The following is a 16,556-nucleotide window of genomic DNA, read 5'->3' on the forward strand; positions in this document are numbered from 1 at the left end:
ATTCGCCGCGGTGGCGCCCCCGGCGGCAGCGCGCTGCGCACGCGGGCGGCAAGCACGCGCTCGGCGGCCTCGCGCGCGATCAACTCGGCGAGGTGCGCGGCCGGGACGCCTGCGCGGTCCGCGCGCGGGTGAAGCACGAAGCCGACCAATCGGCGGCGATGGCGGAGGATGAGCGCGAGGCCCGTCTCGCCGTCCCGGAAGGTGATGGCTTCGGGTGGGTCCTCGATCTCCAGGTTGACGATCCGGTACATGCCAGGGAAGGCCCCGGGTGATTGTCGCATTGTAAGCTCTCGATGCGAGACATCACGCCCGCGCGTCGCGACGTTGCGCCGGCGAAGCGCCGCGATGGCATGCCCGCCGGTCGCACGGTCTCGACGGTGGCCGCGGATTACAGCACCTGGTCTGCCGGCAGGTAGGTAACTTGCGCGAGGGCGAAGTCGGAGCTCTCGGGTGGCCCGCCGGCCGGGCCATTGTTGTAGGCAAGGGCCGTCAGCTCGATGGCCATGAGATGAGCGGCGGGATTGATCGCGAAATCGTATGTGGCCGCCGCCACCGCTGTTGCGCCGCGCGGGTCGAGCAGGCCCTGGCCGACGACAGCGCCCGTGGCGTCGAACGCCTTCCACGCACCGACCTCCGCCTTGCCGGGCGCATCTGCCGGATTGAGCCGGGCGAGCCGCAGGGTCGCGGCATCTATGGGAGCGTCGAAGTCGAGGCGCAGCATCTCGCTGACACCGGTTGCGGGGTTGTAGTCCACTTGGCCGGCAAAGCGGCCACCAGCGACACCGAGCCCGTCGGTCGTCTTGACAACGAGGGCCGCCGCGCCGTTCCAGTCTTTGGCGGAGACGTCGATGGGGCCCCAGCTCTGCGACCCGAGCGTCCCGGAAAGGCCGGTGGCTCCTCCGACCACGACCGCGGATGGCGGCGGGGTGCCGGTGGTGGAGACGGTCAGGCTGTCCCAAGCTGCGGTGATAGGACCGGAGGAGCCGAAGGAGGTGGAGATCACGCCGACGGCGAGTTCGCTCTGCTGCCCGCCCACCACGAGGTCGCCCTGCACCGCATCGAGCAGTGCGCCGGCCAGCGCCTTGGCCGCGCCCGTGCCGGCGCCGATCTGCGCCCCCGCCGCGTCGTGCAGCGTCCAGCGCGGCGTTGCCGTCGCGCCGCTGCCCGTCTTCGCCACGTCGAGGTAGAACAGCCCGTAGGCGACGTTGCCGGTCGGCACGCCGAGCCCGACCGTGGTGCCGTCCGGCGTGCCGGCGTTCTCGACCAGGAATTCGATGCCGCCGGCGCCGTTGTTCGAGTGGAACACCAGCTTGGCGTAGTTGTCCTGGTCGCCGGCGCCGAACATCACGCCGGCCGAGCGCCAGTTCTGTGCCGCGACCCCGCCGGCAAAGGGGTTGTCCACCTTCGAGGCGACGGTGAAGGCGGCGACGCCCGCAGTGTCGACGCCGAGCTGGTAGGCGTTCTGCTGGGTGTTCAGGCTGCCGTAGGGATCGCCCGTGGTGGTCTGCACGACCAGCTTGCCGTTGGCCACGCTGCCCGAGGCGGCGAGCGCCGTGTAGGCCTGCGTGCCGTTCGCCATCACCCCGGTGAAGCCGCTGCCGAACGGCGTCGTGCCGGTGCCGAAGTCGAGTGTCAGCGTGCCGAGCTGCGCCAGGTTGTTGCCGCCCCCGTTGCTCGCATCCAGCGCGAAGCGGTCCAGCGTGTCCGACAGCCCGTCGCCGTCCGCATCCGCGGAGGCGGTGTCGTTGTCGGTGACGGCCACCGGGACCGGCGCCACCGGCAGTCCGTTGTAGGCGCTGTCGCCGCTGCTGGTGGCGAAGGTCAGGCTGGCGGTCTCCGCGCCTTCCACCGCGGTGTCGTTCACCGCCGCCACGGCAACCGTCTGTGCGACATTCCAGTCCGCCGCCGTGAAGGTCAGCGTCGCGCTGCTCGCCGGCGTGCCGCTGCCGGCCGCAACAGCCACATCGGCCGTGCCGGTCACCGTGACCGTCACGTTCGCGCCCGGCTGGCTCGCCAGCACCACGCTCAGCATGTCCGTCGCTCCGCCCTCCGTCACCGCCGTCGCGCCACCGCTCTGCGTCACCACCACCCCCGCCGCGGGCGGTGGCGGCGGCGTGCCGGTGGTTGAGATGGTCAGGCTGTCCCAAGCTGCGGTGATGGGTCCGGAGGAGCCGAAGGAGGTCGAGATCACGCCGACGGCGAGTTCGCTCTGCTGCCCGCCCACCACCAGGTCGCCCTGCACCGCATCGAGCAGCGCGCCGCCGAGCGCCTTGGCCGCACCCGTGCCGGCGCCGATCTGCGCCCCCGCCGCGTCGTGCAGCGTCCAGCGCGGCGTTGCCGTCGCGCCGCTGCCCGTCTTCGCCACGTCGAGGTAGAACAGCCCGTAGGCGACGTTGCCGGTCGGCACGCCGAGCCCGACCGTGGTGCCGTCCGGCGTGCCGGCGTTCTCGACCAGGAATTCGATGCCGCCGGCGCCGTTGTTCGAGTGGAACACCAGCTTGGCGTAGTTGTCCTGGTCGCCGGCGCCGAACATCACGCCGGCCGAGCGCCAGTTCTGCACCGCGACGCCGCCGGCAAAGGGGTTGTCCACCTTCGAGGCGACGGTGAAGGCGGCGACGCTCGCGGTGTCGACGCCGAGCTGGTAGGCGTTCTGCTGGGTGTTCAGGCTGCCGTAGGGATCGCCCGTGGTGGTCTGCACGACCAGCTTGCCGTTGGCCACGCTGCCCGAGGCGGCGAGCGCCGTGTAGGCCTGCGTGCCGTTCGCCATCACCCCGGTGAAGCCGCTGCCGAACGGCGTCGTGCCGGTGCCGAAGTCGAGTGTCAGCGTGCCGAGCTGCGCCAGGTTGTTGCCGCCCCCGTTGCTCGCATCCAGCGCGAAGCGGTCCAGCGTGTCCGACAGCCCGTCGCCGTCCGCATCCGCGGGTGGCACCTCCAGCCGTACGCGGGTGATGTCGCTGACCATGCTCGCCGGTCGGCCCTGCGCGTCCACCACGGCGCCGACGATGTGGAAGACCCCACCCTCGGCCGCCGCCGCGCCGCCGAAGGTCAGGTCGACGCTCAAGGTGGCGGTTCCGTTCGCTCCAAGTATCACGTCGACGTAATTCACATTCGTGGCGCGGTTCGCCTCGAAGGCGCCCTGGGCGGGTTCGAACAGGTCGTAGACTGCCCGGACCAGTTCCAGCCGCACCTTGCCGTTCGCGGGACCGCCGGAGATCGTGATTGTTGCATCGTTGTCGGTCAGCGTTCCGGTGCCACCGCTGGTGCCCTGTACGGTCACCGTCGGCGCCGGAGGCAGCGTACCGGCGAGAAAGAGAACGGAGCCTCCCACCGTGCCATCGCCGAAGACCTCGCCGGTCTGGGTGGTGCCGTTGGCATACGTGACCGTCACGACGGAGCCGGTCAGCTCAAGGCCCGACATCTTCCCCTGCGGGCCGGCAGAGGGGTCGGATGTCGTCAGCCGCGACGGGTCGACATCGACCGAGAAGGCGAGCTTGTCGCCCGCATCGAAGCTGCCGAGGCTGAGCGTGAGCAGCTGTCCCAGTTCCCCGTCATAGGGTTTCGTGACCGTGCTGGCCGCGGTGATGCCACCCTGATTCAGGTCCACCGTGAAGGGCTTGCCGAGATCGTTTCCTGAGGAACCATCAGTCGCTGTATCGAACACCAGCCCGGCGAACAGCGCGGTCGAGATGTCGAGCGAGAAGCCGGTAATCTGCGATCCACTCGAGGTGTTCTCGATGATGTAGCTTTGCGGGTCGAAGACGCTGCGATCGATCGGCGCATTGGGCGTGATCGAGAACAGGGTGCTGCTCATGGCGACCTCTCAGGGTGCTCGGAACGCGCGGTCGACGAGGGACGGGCCCGGTGGCCGGCCCGCTCCTGGACGGATCGCCGCGGCGATGTCGGAGGGGCATCGCCGCGGAAGCGTTGGCGGGGTGGGAAGCATCGTGGATACCCCGGGTTTGGCAGGATCGGTGTTTGTCGTGGGTATTCAGATCAGCTGGTCGGGTTGCACGAAGGCGAACGGCGTGAACTCGGGATCGGTGCTGTCCTCGATCGGGGCTGCCGCCGCGATGTCGGCGGCCGGTAGCGGCGCGAAGGTGGTGAGAGCGTCGGTGTCCATGCTGGCGGCCGCCGTGCTCGATGCCGCACCGGCCGAGACAGTCAGGCTGTCCCAAGCTGCGGTGATGGGACCGGAGGAGCCGAAGGAGGTGGAGATGACGCCGACGGCGAGTTCGCTCTGCTGCCCGCCCACCACGAGGTCGCCCTGCACCGCGTCGAGCAGGGCGCCGGTCAGCGCCTTGGCCGCACCCGTGCCGGCGCCGATCTGCGCCCCCGCCGCGTCGTGCAGCGTCCAGCGCGGCGTTGCCGTCGCGCCGCTGCCCGTCTTCGCCACATCGAGGTAGAACAGCCCGTAGGCGACGTTGCCGGTCGGCACGCCGAGCCCGACCGTGGTGCCGTCCGGCGTGCCGGAGTTCTCGACCAGGAATTCGATGCCGCCGGCGCCGTTGTTCGCCTGGAACACCAGCTTGGCGTAGTTGTCCTGGTCGCCGGCGCCGAACATCACGCCGGCCGAGCGCCAGTTCTGTGCCGCGACGCCGCCGGCGAAGGGGTTGTCCACCTTCGAGGCGACGGTGAAGGCGGCGACGCCCGCGGTGTCGACGCCGAGCTGGTAGGCGTTCTGCTGGGTGTTCAGGCTGCCGTAGGGATCGCCCGTGGTGGTCTGCACGACCAGCTTGCCGTTGGCCACGCTGCCCGAGGCGGCGAGCGCCGTGTAGGCCTGCGTGCCGTTCGCCATCACCCCGGTGAAGCCGCTGCCGAACGGCGTCGTGCCGGTGCCGAAGTCGAGCGTCAGCGTGCCGAGCTGCGCCAGGTTGTTGCCGCCCCCGTTGCTCGCATCCAGCGCGAAGCGGTCCAGCGTGTCCGACAGCCCGTCGCCGTCCGCATCCGCGGAGGCGGTGTCGTTGTCGGTGACGGCCACCGGGACCGGCGCCACCGGCAGTCCGTTGTAGGCGCTGTCGCCGCTGCTGGTGGCGAAGGTCAGGCTGGCGGTCTCCGCGCCTTCCACCGCGGTGTCGTCCACCGCCGCCACGGCAACCGTCTGCGCGACATTCCAGTCTGCCGCCGTGAAGGTCAGCGTCGCGCTGCCCGCCGGCGTGCCGCTGCCGGCCGCAACAGCCACATCGGCCGTGCCGGTCACCGTGACCGTCACGTTCGCGCCCGGCTGGCTCGCCAGCACCACGCTCAGCATGTCCGTCGCTCCGCCCTCCGTCACTGCCGTCGTGCCGCCGCTCTGCGTCACCACCACCCCCGCCGCGGGCGGTGGCGGCGGCGTGCCGGTGGTGGAGATGGTCAGGCTGTCCCAAGCTGCGGTGATGGGTCCGGAGGAGCCGAAGGAGGTCGAGATCACGCCGACGGCGAGTTCGCTCTGCTGCCCGCCCACCACGAGGTCGCCCTGCACCGCGTCGAGCAGGGCGCCGGTCAGCGCCTTGGCCGCGCCCGTGCCGGCGCCGATCTGCGCCCCCGCCGCGTCGTGCAGCGTCCAGCGCGGCGTTGCCGTCGCGCCGCTGCCTGTCTTCGCCACATCGAGGTAGAACAGCCCGTAGGCGACGTTGCCGGTCGGCACGCCGAGCCCGACCGTGGTGCCGTCCGGCGTGCCGGCGTTCTCGACCAGGAATTCGATGCCGCCGGCGCCGTTGTTCGCCTGGAACACCAGCTTGGCGTAGTTGTCCTGGTCGCCGGTGCCGAACATCACGCCGGCTGAGCGCCAGTTCTGTGCCGCGACGCCGCCGGCAAAGGGGTTGTCCACCTTCGAGGCGACGGTGAAGGCGGCGACGCCCGCGGTGTCGACGCCGAGCTGGTAGGCGTTCTGCTGGGTGTTCAGGCTGCCGTAGGGATCGCCCGTGGTGGTCTGCACGACCAGCTTGCCGTTGGCCACGCTGCCCGAGACGGCGAGCGCCGTGTAGGCCTGCGTGCCGTTCGTCATCACCCCGGTGAAGCCGCTGCCGAACGGCGTCGTGCCGGTGCCGAAGTCGAGCGTCAGCGTGCCGAGCTGCGCCAGGTTGTTGCCGCCCCCGTTGCTCGCATCCAGCGCGAAGCGGTCCAGCGTGTCCGACAGCCCGTCGCCGTCCGCATCCGCGGAGGCGGTGTCGTTGTCGGTGACGGCCACCGGGACCGGCGCCACCGGCAGTCCGTTGTAGGCGCTGTCGCCGCTGCTGGTGGCGAAGGTCAGGCTGGCGGTCTCCGCGCCTTCCACCGCGGTGTCGTTCACCGCCGCCACGGCAACCGTCTGCGCGACATTCCAGTCTGCCGCCGTGAAGGTCAGCGTCGCGCTGCCCGCCGGCGTGCCGCTGCCTGCCGCAACAGCCACATCGGCCGTGCCGGTCACCGTGACCGTCACGTTCGCGCCCGGCTGGCTCGCCAGCACCACGCTCAGCGTGTCCGTCGCCCCGCCCTCCGTCACCGCCGTCGTGCCGCCGCTCTGCACCACCGTCACCCCCGCCGCGGGCGGTGGCGGCGGCGTGCTGGTAGCCGCAGTGATCCGGATGCTCTCCCAGAAGGCCGGGAAGGTGGTACCGCTGCCGAAGGCGGTCGAGATGATGCCGACCGCAAGCGCGCTCGGCGTGCCGGCGACGCTGTAGCTGCCCTGCAGCGCCTGCAGCGTCGCGCCTGACAGCGGAACTGCGGCGCCGCTGCCCGCGAACTCCGTGCCGTCTACCGTGTAGATCCAGCTTGGCGTCGCGGTCGCAGCGTCCCTGTTCACCAGCAGCTTCAGCGTGATGCTGTCGAGCGTCTGGATGCCGGCACCAGTGATGCCGGCACCGTAGACAGCGCTGCTGAACGTGCCGGCATTCTCGCTGGCGACCTCGATACCGCCGGCACCGCCATTCGCTGCGGCGACGATCTTCAAGTAGTTGTCCTGGTCTCCGGTGCCAATGAAGAAGCCCTGCGATTTCCAGTTGACCGGCTCGGTGGACGGCGTGCCGCCGAACGGGTTGTCGATCTTCGTCTCGATCGTGAAGCTCGACACATCCGGCAGCACGTCCACCCCGAATTGGAAGCCGTTCATCTGGCTGTTGCCGACGAGCGCGTCACCCGCGGAAACCTGCTCCACCTGGAACCCCGCCGCGGCACCGCCGGGCTTGATGTTCGCCGGGTCATAGAGCGTCAGGTAGGATTGCGTGCCGTTCGACATCAGCCCGGTGAAGCCCATGTTGAACAGGCCGTTCGGCCCGGGCGGATCGATGTTCTGCGAGAAATTCCAGACCAGAGTCTGGCCCGCCCCGAGATCGGTGCCCTTGCCGTTCGCCGCATCCTCGGCGAAGGCATCGACGCTGTTCGACAGGCCATCGCCGTCCGCATCGGTGTTGGGTGGCTCGGTGGCGGCCGATGGCGTGAAGATGGTGATGGGGCCGCCGTAGTTGGCCACCCATATCGTGCCTGCAAAGGTTTCCCCGTCGCCCTGCGCGGTGACGTCGAGCGGCAGCCCGCCGCCGAGCACACTGGCGCCCGCCGTCAGCTTGGTGACCGCCACCGCCTGCGTCCCATCGCTGTTGAGCACGACACGGTAGAGCTGGTCGTCCCATGCGACGGTGAGCAGATTGCCCTGCATCGCGCCTTCGAAAGCCTGCAGCGAGGTGTATTCCTCGAGCCCGTTCGTGGAGGCAGCCCAGCCGCTATAGAGCGCGCCGTCGGTGCCAGGCGCCTTGAAGTCGCCCTCTGCCGGGTTCGCCATGGACAACGGCACCGGCGGCCAGGTCGGCGGCACTGCCACAGGCGTGCCAGAGCCATCGGTATACCAGCCTGCGCCGCCCGGATTGGCACGGATTGGCGTCGGGTGGCCGGCATAGAAGCCCTGGGTGACCAGGTGAAGATGATCGGTGGTGTCGCTACCACCGTCATTCGGCTTGTTGGTAACGCTGCTTGTCCCGCCGGATGGCGGCGCCTCGTCGGGCGGCGGGCCGCCCCAGCCCGCATTGGCGCCGTTGTCGACGGTGTAGAGCCTGCCCGCCTCGGTCATCACCAGGTCGTAAGGATTGCGGTAGCCGGGCGAGTAGATCTGCACCGGGCCGCCCTGGACCAGCATCGCCTGGTTGAGACCATCGAAGCCGCCGAATGGGTCCGTCAGGCTCGGATCGGCGGCATTCCCGTCCAGCGTCGGCAGGTCGTACTTGTAGAGGCTACCATCAAGGGCATCGACCTTGGTCGGCAGAGCATCCACCGCGGCGAGGTCGATGACGAGGATCGCGGCGGACAGCGCGTATTCCGGCGTGTAGGCGAAGTTGTTCGACGGGGCGCCCATGTTGGTGTTGCCGCCCACCGCGACATACAGCTTGGTCCCGTCGGCGCTGAGCTGCATCCCGTTGACCGAGTGGTTCTCCTCCGATCGAGGAAGGCCGCGTACCAGATCGAGCCGCTCCCAGCTGCCATCCGCGTTCTGCGTGAGCCGCGAGATCACGCCGGAATTGGTGTCGAGGTTCACATCGCCGCCGCCCGGCCCCGCACCGATGCGCGGGTCGCTCGAGCTGACATAGAGCACGACGGGCGTGGCGACCGGCGCGAGGGCGGCCGCAGTGATGTTGGACGCCTGCGGCTCGGTCCCCTGCTCGACAACGGAGACCAGCACCTTGACGCTGCTGGTGTTCTGCTGCGTGTCGGCTGCCAGTACCTGCAGCTCCGTCGGGCCCTTTGCGTTGCCGCGGCCGAGCTTGCCCGGATCGGCAACGGTGATGACGCCGGTGGCAGGGTCGATCCCGAAGGCGCCGTTGCCGTTGCCGCCCGGGTGCAGAGAATAGGTGACCACGCTGCCCTGCGGGTCGGTGGCGTCCACGTCGGCGACGAAAGTGCCGGATGGCACGGGGGCCTGCCCCGGGGGCAGCTTGACGGAGGCTACCAGCGGCGCGGGCACCTCGGGCGCTTCCGCCGTCGCCTGCTTGGCTAGGCCGGGAGGCGATCCCCCGCCGTTGGCCTGTCCGGGCCCGCCGCTGGCAGCGGCCATGGTCGTGCTGGAGGACGATTCCGTGGTGGCCGACAAGGACGACGAGGCTGTCGCCGTCGCCGGCGCGACGAGGATGCCCGTGACCTGTCGCGAGCCCTGGTACTCGGACGGGGCGACGATCCCATCGTCGTTGTAGTTGGTGATGGCCTTGATTGCGTTGATCGTCTCGGTGGCCGACACGCTGTAGCCGTTCGTCGTCGCGCCGATGGTGAATGCGTAGATCGTGCCGTCAACCTGGGCGGCATAGAGGCGTCCGTCGGGACCGAACTGCAAGGACGTCCAGTTGCTGTCCGGCACGTTCAGCAGCGTGCTCTGAGCGAAGCTGGGCTCGATGGCCATGTCTGATTCTTGCCTTCCTGCCGCGTCGCGCGCGGGTCCGATGCTGGCACTGTGCTACCGCACCGCGTCCCCTCCATCTGCGCAGAAGGCTAGACCTTCATGGTGCTCTGGACCGATCGGGTTACCCATTCTGCGCAGTCAACGCCGCAGCCCGGCACCACCAAGATGACGGCTGCAGCGGCGGCCGCCCGCTTCCGCGCGGGGGCGGTACCGGGTCTCTTGACCTGCGGACCGGGGAGACGAACGGACGGTGGGACCGGAGCGGATCGGGCGAGACCGCGGACGGCATCCCGGCCGGTGGGCCGCAACCATTCGCGGCGCGGCGGCGCGCGCCGGCCAGCTGCGTGGCGCGTGGGGCCTGGCCGATCAGGGCATCGCAAGCCTTGGCAACTACCTGAGCGGCGTGGTCCTGGTTCAAGCGCTGTCGAAGCAGGATTTTGGCACCTTCTTCCTGGTCTTCGGCGTGCTGCTGCTGCTGAACGGGCTGCACGCCGCCCTCATCACGTATCCGCTGTCTGTGCGCGGCGCCGAAGGCGATGCCGGGCACCTCCGGCAGCGCGCCGGCATCGCAATCGCGGACACTCTTGTCCTGGCGATCCCGCTTGGCGGCGTCGTCGCTTCTGCGGCAATCCTGGCGCAGCGGCCGTCGCTGATCCCGTGGGCACTCGCCGCAATGCTGGCGTGGCAGGTGCAGGAGACGCTGCGCCGCGCACTGATGGCGCATCTCCGTCACCGGGACGCGCTGCCCGGCGATGCGGTCAGCTACCTCGGACAGGCGCTGCTGCTGGCGGGCCTCGGGTATGCCGGGCTGCTGTCACTGGAAACGGCGTTCGGGGCCATGGCGGCTACGTCGCTGCTCGGGGCGCTTGTGCAGGGATGGCAGTTGCGGCCCGCCCGACCACGGGCGGCGGCGATCCTGGATGCGGCGCGCGGCGACTGGCGGTCCTGCCGCTGGATGCTGCTGACGAGCGCGATCACGCTGGTCACGATGCAGTCGATGCCTTGGACACTCGGCTATTTCCACGGCCTGGCGACGGTGGCGGAATTCGGCGCCCTGTCGCTGGTGATGGGTCTGGCCAATCCGGTGCTCATCGGCATGCTCGGCATGATCGTGCCGGCGGTGGCGGCGAGTCCGGACCTTGCCGCGGCGCGGCAGGTCACCCTCTCTCATGCGCTGTCTGCGGCGGCGCTGCTGGTGCCCTTCCTGCTCGCCGTGCTGGTTGTGCCGGGGCAGGCGTTGGTGATCGTGACGCAGCAGAGCGCCTATTCCGAGCTCGGCACGCACCTGCGGCTTTTCGCGCTCGGTTACGCGCTGGCCTTCCCGGCGCAGGTCGTGCAGGCGATGCTGAACGGCCTCGGCCGGACCCGCGACGGCTTCGTCGCGCAATGCTGCTTTTCGGCGACGACGATCCTCGTGAGCCTGCCGATGGCAGCGGCCTTCGGCCTGACCGGCGCGGTTTGGGCGGGCCTGCTGCCCGGGCTGGCATTCAGCGTCGTGGCGATCACCCTGCTGCGCCGCATGACGCCGGCGGCGGACACTGCGGCGTGTGTCGCGACCTGCCACCCAAGCCCGGGGTGTGCAGCAACGCCAGTCCGAACGGAGGCCACATGATCAGCGTCCTCATGCCCGCCCACAACGCGGCGCCCTTCATCGGGGACGCAATTGACAGCGTGCTGGCGCAGACCGTGCGCGACGTCGAGTTGCTCGTGATCGACGATGGATCCACCGACGCCACGCTCGCCATCGCCGAGGACCAGGCGCGCAAAGACCCACGCGTGCGAGTGATTTCGCAGCCCAATGCCGGCATCGCGCAGACGCTGAACCGCGGCTTGATGATGCTGGAGCGCGAATGGGTGTTCCTCATGCACGCGGACGACCTGATGCTACCGAATCGGCTGGAGCGGCAGTTGGCGTTCATCGCCCGGAACCCGCATCTCGCCGTCGCGAGTTCGCTGGTGTTGTACATCAATGACGCCGGCCGGGTGATCGGCCATGGCCGATCGCCCTTCACCACTCCGGGCGCGGTGGAGGCGACGTTCCGTCGGGGCGAGATCGTTGCGCTGAATCACCCGGCCTGCGTGCTACGGCGGGATGCTGTGCTGGCGGTCGGAGGCTACCGGCAGGCATTCTGGCCAGCCGAGGATTGCGACCTCTGGAGCCGGCTGCTGGCGGCGGGCCATGGAGTGGCCGTGCAGAACGAGTACCTGCTGAAGTACCGCATCCATGGTGCCTCTGCTTCGACGTCGCTGGTGCATACGATGGTCCGTAAGGCATCCTGGCTGGAACGCTGCATCGCCGCGCGCCGTGCCGGCGAGGTCGAGCCGGATTGGGAGCAGTATCTGCGCGAGCGGCAGGGAGCACCGTGGCCCGCGCGGCTGAACCTCGCTCGCCAGGAACTCGGTCGGTGCTTCTACCAGATGGCGCTCAATCATCTGGCCAGGGGCGACGTGTTGAAGTTGGCGCCGAGCTTCGCGGCGGCGGCGCTGCTGAAGCCGACGATGGTGCTGTCGCGCGTGCTGCCGCGCCTCGTCCCCCGGGGCGCGAGGCGGGTGTAGCGCGGAGGAGGGAGGCGAGCGGCGCCACGGCCGACCGCATCACTGGACGGGATTGGCGGTGTGGGTGCCGGGCGGCGTCGCGACGGCATCCTCGTAGAGGCGCATGAGGTCGCGGCGAACGCGCGGCCAGCCGAAGTTCTCCTCGACCAGTCGGCGTGCTGCTTGCCGCCGGCTCCGCTTCTCGGCCTCGGGCGCGCTGGCGAGGGCGGAAAAGGCGTCGGCGATCGCGTCCGGATCCCCGCGGCACACGACGCCGGCCCTGTAGCGCGTCACGATCGCGGCGAGGTTCGTTTCGGGCGTCACCAGCACGGGCGTCGCATTGGCCATGGCCTCAAGGACGGCCAATGGCAGCCCCTCCCATCGGCTGGTGTGGACGAAGGCCCGCGCACCGGCGAGCAGCCTCGTCTTCGCTTCGGCAAAGACCGGGCCGGGGAAGACGACCCGGTCTGCCATCCCCTCGGCCTCGGCCAGGCGCTGTAGCGTCGCGCGGCAGCCGCGCCAGTCCGGCCCTGCCAGCACCAGGCGCCCGGTACCGCCGCGCCGCGCGAAGCGCGCAAAGCCGCGCAACATGATGTCGAGGCCCTTGTGATCGGTCGCAAGCCGGCCAAGGAAGACGAAATCGTCCGATGCCGGCGGCACTCCGCCAATAAGGTCGGGCAAATCGACCGCGTTCGGCACATAGCGGATCGACAGTCCCGGCCAGCGCTGCCGGAGCGCGTCGCGCTCCGCCTCGCTCACGGCGTGAACGACGCGCGCCCGTTGAAGGTACCGCTCTTCCCACCCGGCAAGCCAGAGCCGCTTGGCAAACCGGTTGGAGCCGTCGAGCACGGCCTGCGCATAGCCGCCGTGGGGTGTCACGACATAGGGCACGCCGAGCAACCGCGCGGCGTGCACGTTGTGGCCGATGAAGACGGAATGGAAGTGGACCAGGTCGACGCGGCGTTGCCGAATGGCGTCCCGCGTCGGATCGGGCAGGCCAGCCAGCATCCCCAGTGCGCGTCCGCGCGCGGGTAGGTCGAGGACGCGCACCCCGCGGATCGTCCGGTCACTGATCGCCGGCACCGCCGAAGAGATGTTCCAGCATTCCAACTCGACGCCGAGCCGCGCCAGATGCTCCACGAGCGTGGCAACGGCGCGCGACACGCCGTTTGCAGCCTCCACCTCGAGATCGCAAACCTGAGCGACCCTCATGCACGCAACCACCGCCTGCGGTGTCGTGCGACGCTCCAAGCACCGATGCAGCGGAATATCACAACCATCCGAACGTAAGCGGTCGGCGTCGCTCGGGCCACTTACGGCTCCGCGAGCCGAGTTCACCTCGGGCTGCGCATCCCGCCGTAATGCAGAAGTTGCTTTGGTGCGCCTGGATTCGACCAAAAGTGGAATGATTGCAACCCGAGATAGATGACAAAATGCGGCAATAAACTAATTGCATACTATCGGCCCGCAACGTTATGGCAGCTCACGCGTCCGTGAGCCGAACCGTCCTGGTTCGCCGCGCCAACCAGGGGGGACCCAGCTCGCATGTCCGCATCGCTTCAGCCTGTCACCGTTGATCTCACGAAGTCCCTCACCGGTTCACTCGGCTCTCAGGCCTGGGGCGGGCTGACGGTTTCGGCGAAGAATGCGTCCGGAGCCGCGGCGCTGGTGATCCGGGAGCCGGATGGGCTCGGCGTGGCGGGCGGGCGCTTCGCCGGCCAGGTCGACTACGACCCGGTCACCCACACGAGCGAGACCCTGCGGCTCGACTTCGCAGCAGCCATTGACGCCGTGACCGTGCGCCTGGCCCGGATGACCCCGACCGAGGCGGTGAACAGGGCCGAGGTCGGCGCATGGCAGGCCTACAACGCGGCCGGCGTGATGGTCGCGGAAGGAATACTGGACCCGCGCGGCAAGACGCCGGTCGGCACCGCCACCTACGACTTCACCATCGACCCGGCCGTCGACTTCCAGCGCATCGAACTCACCGCGCGCCCTTACAACAACGACCGCACGCTCGATGCGCCCGGCGGGAGCTCCGATTTCAGCCTGGCAGCGGTCACCTACAGGCCTGCGGGTGTTGCAACGGCCGGGCTGGTCATCACCGAGAGCGGCGGGTCCACGGCCGTCACCGAAGGTGGCGCCACCGACACCCTGACCGTCGCACTCGCCACCCAGCCGACGGCGAATGTCACGGTGACGATCGCCGGCGACGCGGATGTTGCCGGCGCCGCCACGCTCACCTTCACGCCGCAGAACTGGAACGTCGCGCAGTCCGTCGTGGTCGCCGCGGTGAACGACACGCTGCAGGAGGCGGCAGAGGCCGCACGGCTGACCATCCGCTCATCCAGCACCGATGCCGCCTACGCCGGCCTCCAAGACCGCGTGGTGAACGTTGCCGTGACCGACAACGACTCCGCCCCGCTCGTCTCCGGCGCCGTCACGGTCGGGTCCGCCGCCGCGCTGACCGGCGCGTTGGGCGCGCAGAGCTGGGGTGGGCTGCTGGTCTCGGCGCAGGCCGCGTCCGGCGCGGCAACGCTGGTCACGAAGACGGCAGACGGTCTCGGCGTCACCGGCGGCCGCTTCGCCGCCCAGATCGACTACGACACTGCATCGCGCACCAGCGAGATGCTTCGCCTCAACTTCGGGACGGCCGTCGATTCCGCGACCTTGCGCATCGGCCGGCTCAATCCCGCCGAACCCGCGGGCCAAGCCGAGGTGGGCGCCTGGCGCGCGTACGACGTTGCCGGCGGCCTGGTTGGCGAGGGCCTCTTGGACCCGCGCGGCCGGACGGCCGTGGCGAACCTCACCTACGACTTCGTGGTCAACCCGGCCGCGGACTTCCACCGCATCGAACTGACCGCCCGGCCCTACAACAACGACGCCACGTCCGGTGCCACTTACGAAAGCTCCGACTTCAGCCTTGCCCAGGTTAGCTACATCCCGCGCACCGCGCCGCCTCAGGCGACCGCCGCGCTCGTCGTAACCGAGAGCGGTGGGTCGACCGCAGTGACGGAAGGCGGCGCCGGAGACAGCGTCACGGTCGCGCTCGCAAGCAAGCCTTTGGCCAATGTCACGGTCGCAGTCACGGGTGATGCAGACCTGGTCGCCGGTGCGACCCTGACCTTCACGCCGCTGAACTGGAACCAAGCTCAGACGGTCACGGTCGGCGCCGTGAACGACACGCTTGTCGAAGGGGCGGAAACAGCGAAGCTGACGTTCGACGCATCGAGCGCTGACGCGCAGTACGGCGCGCTCCCGAACCGCGTTCTCAACGTCGCCGTGGCCGACAACGATACCATGCCGAGTGGGGGCGGTGCCCCCGCGGGTGCCGTGGTGGTGAAGGTTGGCGCAGATATCCAGGCGCTGGTGAATGCGAACCCCGCAGGCACTGTCTTCTGGATCGAGGCTGGCGAACACAGGCTTCAATCGATCACGCCGAAGGATGGCCAGCATTTTATCGGCGCCGATGGCGCGATCCTGAACGGCTCGCGCGAGCTCACCGGCTTCAGCGTTAGCGGCAACACCTGGTTCGTGGACGGGCAGACCCAGGAAGGTGCACGGCGCGGCACCGGGGAAGCGACCAGCGGCTTCTCCCGTGCCGGCTACCCGGATGCGGTGTTCCTCGATGACAAGCCGCTGCTGCATGTCGGTAGCGTGCAGGAGGTGCGGCCCGGCACCTACTTCTTCGACTATGCCGCCGATCGCATCTACATCGGGGACAACCCGGCGGGCCACCAGGTCGAGGCGGCCGTTCGCGATGCCGCCTTCAAGGGTTCGGCGACGGGCGTGACGATCGAGAACCTGGTGATCGAGAAGTACGCCACGCCCGCGCAGTTCGCCGCGATAGGCGGATCGTCGAAGCCGGTGGACTGGCTGATCAAGGACAACGAAGTCCGGCTCAATTACGGGGTCGGGATCCAGGCAGGCGAAAACACCGAGGTGATCGGCAACTTCATCCACGATAACGGCCAGATGGGCGTCGGCGCGAGCGGGAAGGGCGTGCGCTACGAGGCGAACGAGATCGCGGAGAACGGCTTCTGGTCCGGCCTCAACGTCTACTGGGAGGGCGGCGGCAGCAAGTTCGCCAACACCGACGGCTTGATCGTGCGCGGAAACTACGTGCACGACAACAACGGAATGGGCCTCTGGACGGACATCAACAATATCCGCACGCTCTACGAAGGCAATCGTGTCGAGAACAACAGCGGGGCCGGCATCAGCCACGAGATCAGCTACAGCGCCATTATCCGCAACAACACTTTGGCCGGCAACGGCGAGCCGGGCGTGCCCTGGATCTGGGACGGCGCCATCCAGATCCAGAACTCCTCGAATGTCGAGGTGTACGGCAACACCGTTGACATCAGCGGCGGCGGCAATGGCATTACCATGATCCAGCAGAACCGCGGCTCCGGCACCTACGGCCCGTGGGTCACGACAGGTAACCACGTGCACGACAACATCGTGGTGAATCGGACGGGCGAGGGCCGGTCCGGCGCGGTCGCCGACTACGATTGGGCGGGGCTGAAGGCGGGCGGCAACCTGTTCGACAACAACGAGTACCGCTTCGCGAATCTGGCTGACGACCACTTCGCGTTCAACAGCTTCCTGGGCTGGAACGCCTACCGCACCGCGTCGGGCTGGGACGCCAACAGCGAACTGGTGCTGATCTGAAGTTGGGCGGCGG

Annotated in this window: 7 protein-coding genes; 3 read left to right on the forward strand and 4 right to left on the reverse strand. The window is 69.2% G+C overall.

Features of this window, described 5'->3' with window-relative positions:
* The 3 genes from OZN99_RS03385 to OZN99_RS03395 all read right to left on the reverse strand — a co-directional run.
* The coding region (locus OZN99_RS03385) for a hypothetical protein (protein WP_270933761.1) at positions 1–251 on the reverse strand (251 nt) is incomplete at its 3' end.
* Between the two features lie 137 nt (positions 252–388).
* Positions 389–3,811, reverse strand: a complete 3,423-nt coding sequence (locus OZN99_RS03390) for a beta strand repeat-containing protein (RefSeq protein ID WP_270933762.1) — start codon at positions 3,809–3,811, stop codon at positions 389–391.
* Positions 3,812–3,988: 177 nt separating this feature from the next.
* Positions 3,989–9,334 carry a cadherin repeat domain-containing protein gene (locus OZN99_RS03395; protein WP_270933763.1) on the reverse strand — a complete coding sequence of 1,782 codons (5,346 nt, stop codon included), beginning with the start codon at positions 9,332–9,334 and terminating at the stop codon, positions 3,989–3,991.
* A gap of 250 nt (positions 9,335–9,584) precedes the next feature.
* On the opposite strand from OZN99_RS03395, the gene OZN99_RS03400 reads away from it, so the two are divergent.
* Complete coding sequence (locus OZN99_RS03400) at positions 9,585–10,946, forward strand: MATE family efflux transporter (RefSeq protein ID WP_270933764.1); 1,362 nt, start codon at positions 9,585–9,587, stop codon at positions 10,944–10,946.
* On the forward strand, positions 10,943–11,890 hold the full coding sequence (locus OZN99_RS03405; protein ID WP_270933765.1) for a glycosyltransferase family 2 protein: 948 nt from the start codon (positions 10,943–10,945) through the stop codon (positions 11,888–11,890). The genes OZN99_RS03400 and OZN99_RS03405 overlap by 4 nt, the downstream gene beginning before the upstream one ends.
* Before the next feature lie 39 nt (positions 11,891–11,929).
* Here the strand turns inward: OZN99_RS03405 and OZN99_RS03410 are convergent, their stop codons facing one another.
* Positions 11,930–13,081, reverse strand: coding sequence for a glycosyltransferase family 4 protein (locus OZN99_RS03410; RefSeq protein ID WP_270933766.1), 1,152 nt, complete (start codon positions 13,079–13,081; stop codon positions 11,930–11,932).
* Positions 13,082–13,414: 333 nt separating this feature from the next.
* On the opposite strand from OZN99_RS03410, the gene OZN99_RS03415 reads away from it, so the two are divergent.
* Positions 13,415–16,543 (forward strand): right-handed parallel beta-helix repeat-containing protein, encoded by a 3,129-nt coding sequence (locus tag OZN99_RS03415; RefSeq protein WP_270933767.1) that lies wholly within the window; start codon positions 13,415–13,417, stop codon positions 16,541–16,543.
* Positions 16,544–16,556 lie beyond the last annotated feature (13 nt).

The organism is Falsiroseomonas oryzae (genome assembly GCF_027856955.1).
Taxonomy (GTDB): domain Bacteria; phylum Pseudomonadota; class Alphaproteobacteria; order Acetobacterales; family Acetobacteraceae; genus Falsiroseomonas; species Falsiroseomonas oryzae.

Excerpts from the sequence above, each read along its gene's own strand:
- OZN99_RS03390 (WP_270933762.1), bottom strand. The coding sequence starts at position 3,811 with ATGAGCAGCACCCTGTTCTCGATCACGCCCAATGCGCCGATCGATCGC.
- OZN99_RS03395 (WP_270933763.1), bottom strand. The coding sequence starts at position 9,334 with ATGGCCATCGAGCCCAGCTTCGCTCAGAGCACGCTGCTGAACGTGCCG.
- OZN99_RS03405 (WP_270933765.1), top strand. The coding sequence starts at position 10,943 with ATGATCAGCGTCCTCATGCCCGCCCACAACGCGGCGCCCTTCATCGGG.
- OZN99_RS03410 (WP_270933766.1), bottom strand. The coding sequence starts at position 13,081 with ATGAGGGTCGCTCAGGTTTGCGATCTCGAGGTGGAGGCTGCAAACGGC.
- OZN99_RS03415 (WP_270933767.1), top strand. The coding sequence starts at position 13,415 with ATGTCCGCATCGCTTCAGCCTGTCACCGTTGATCTCACGAAGTCCCTC.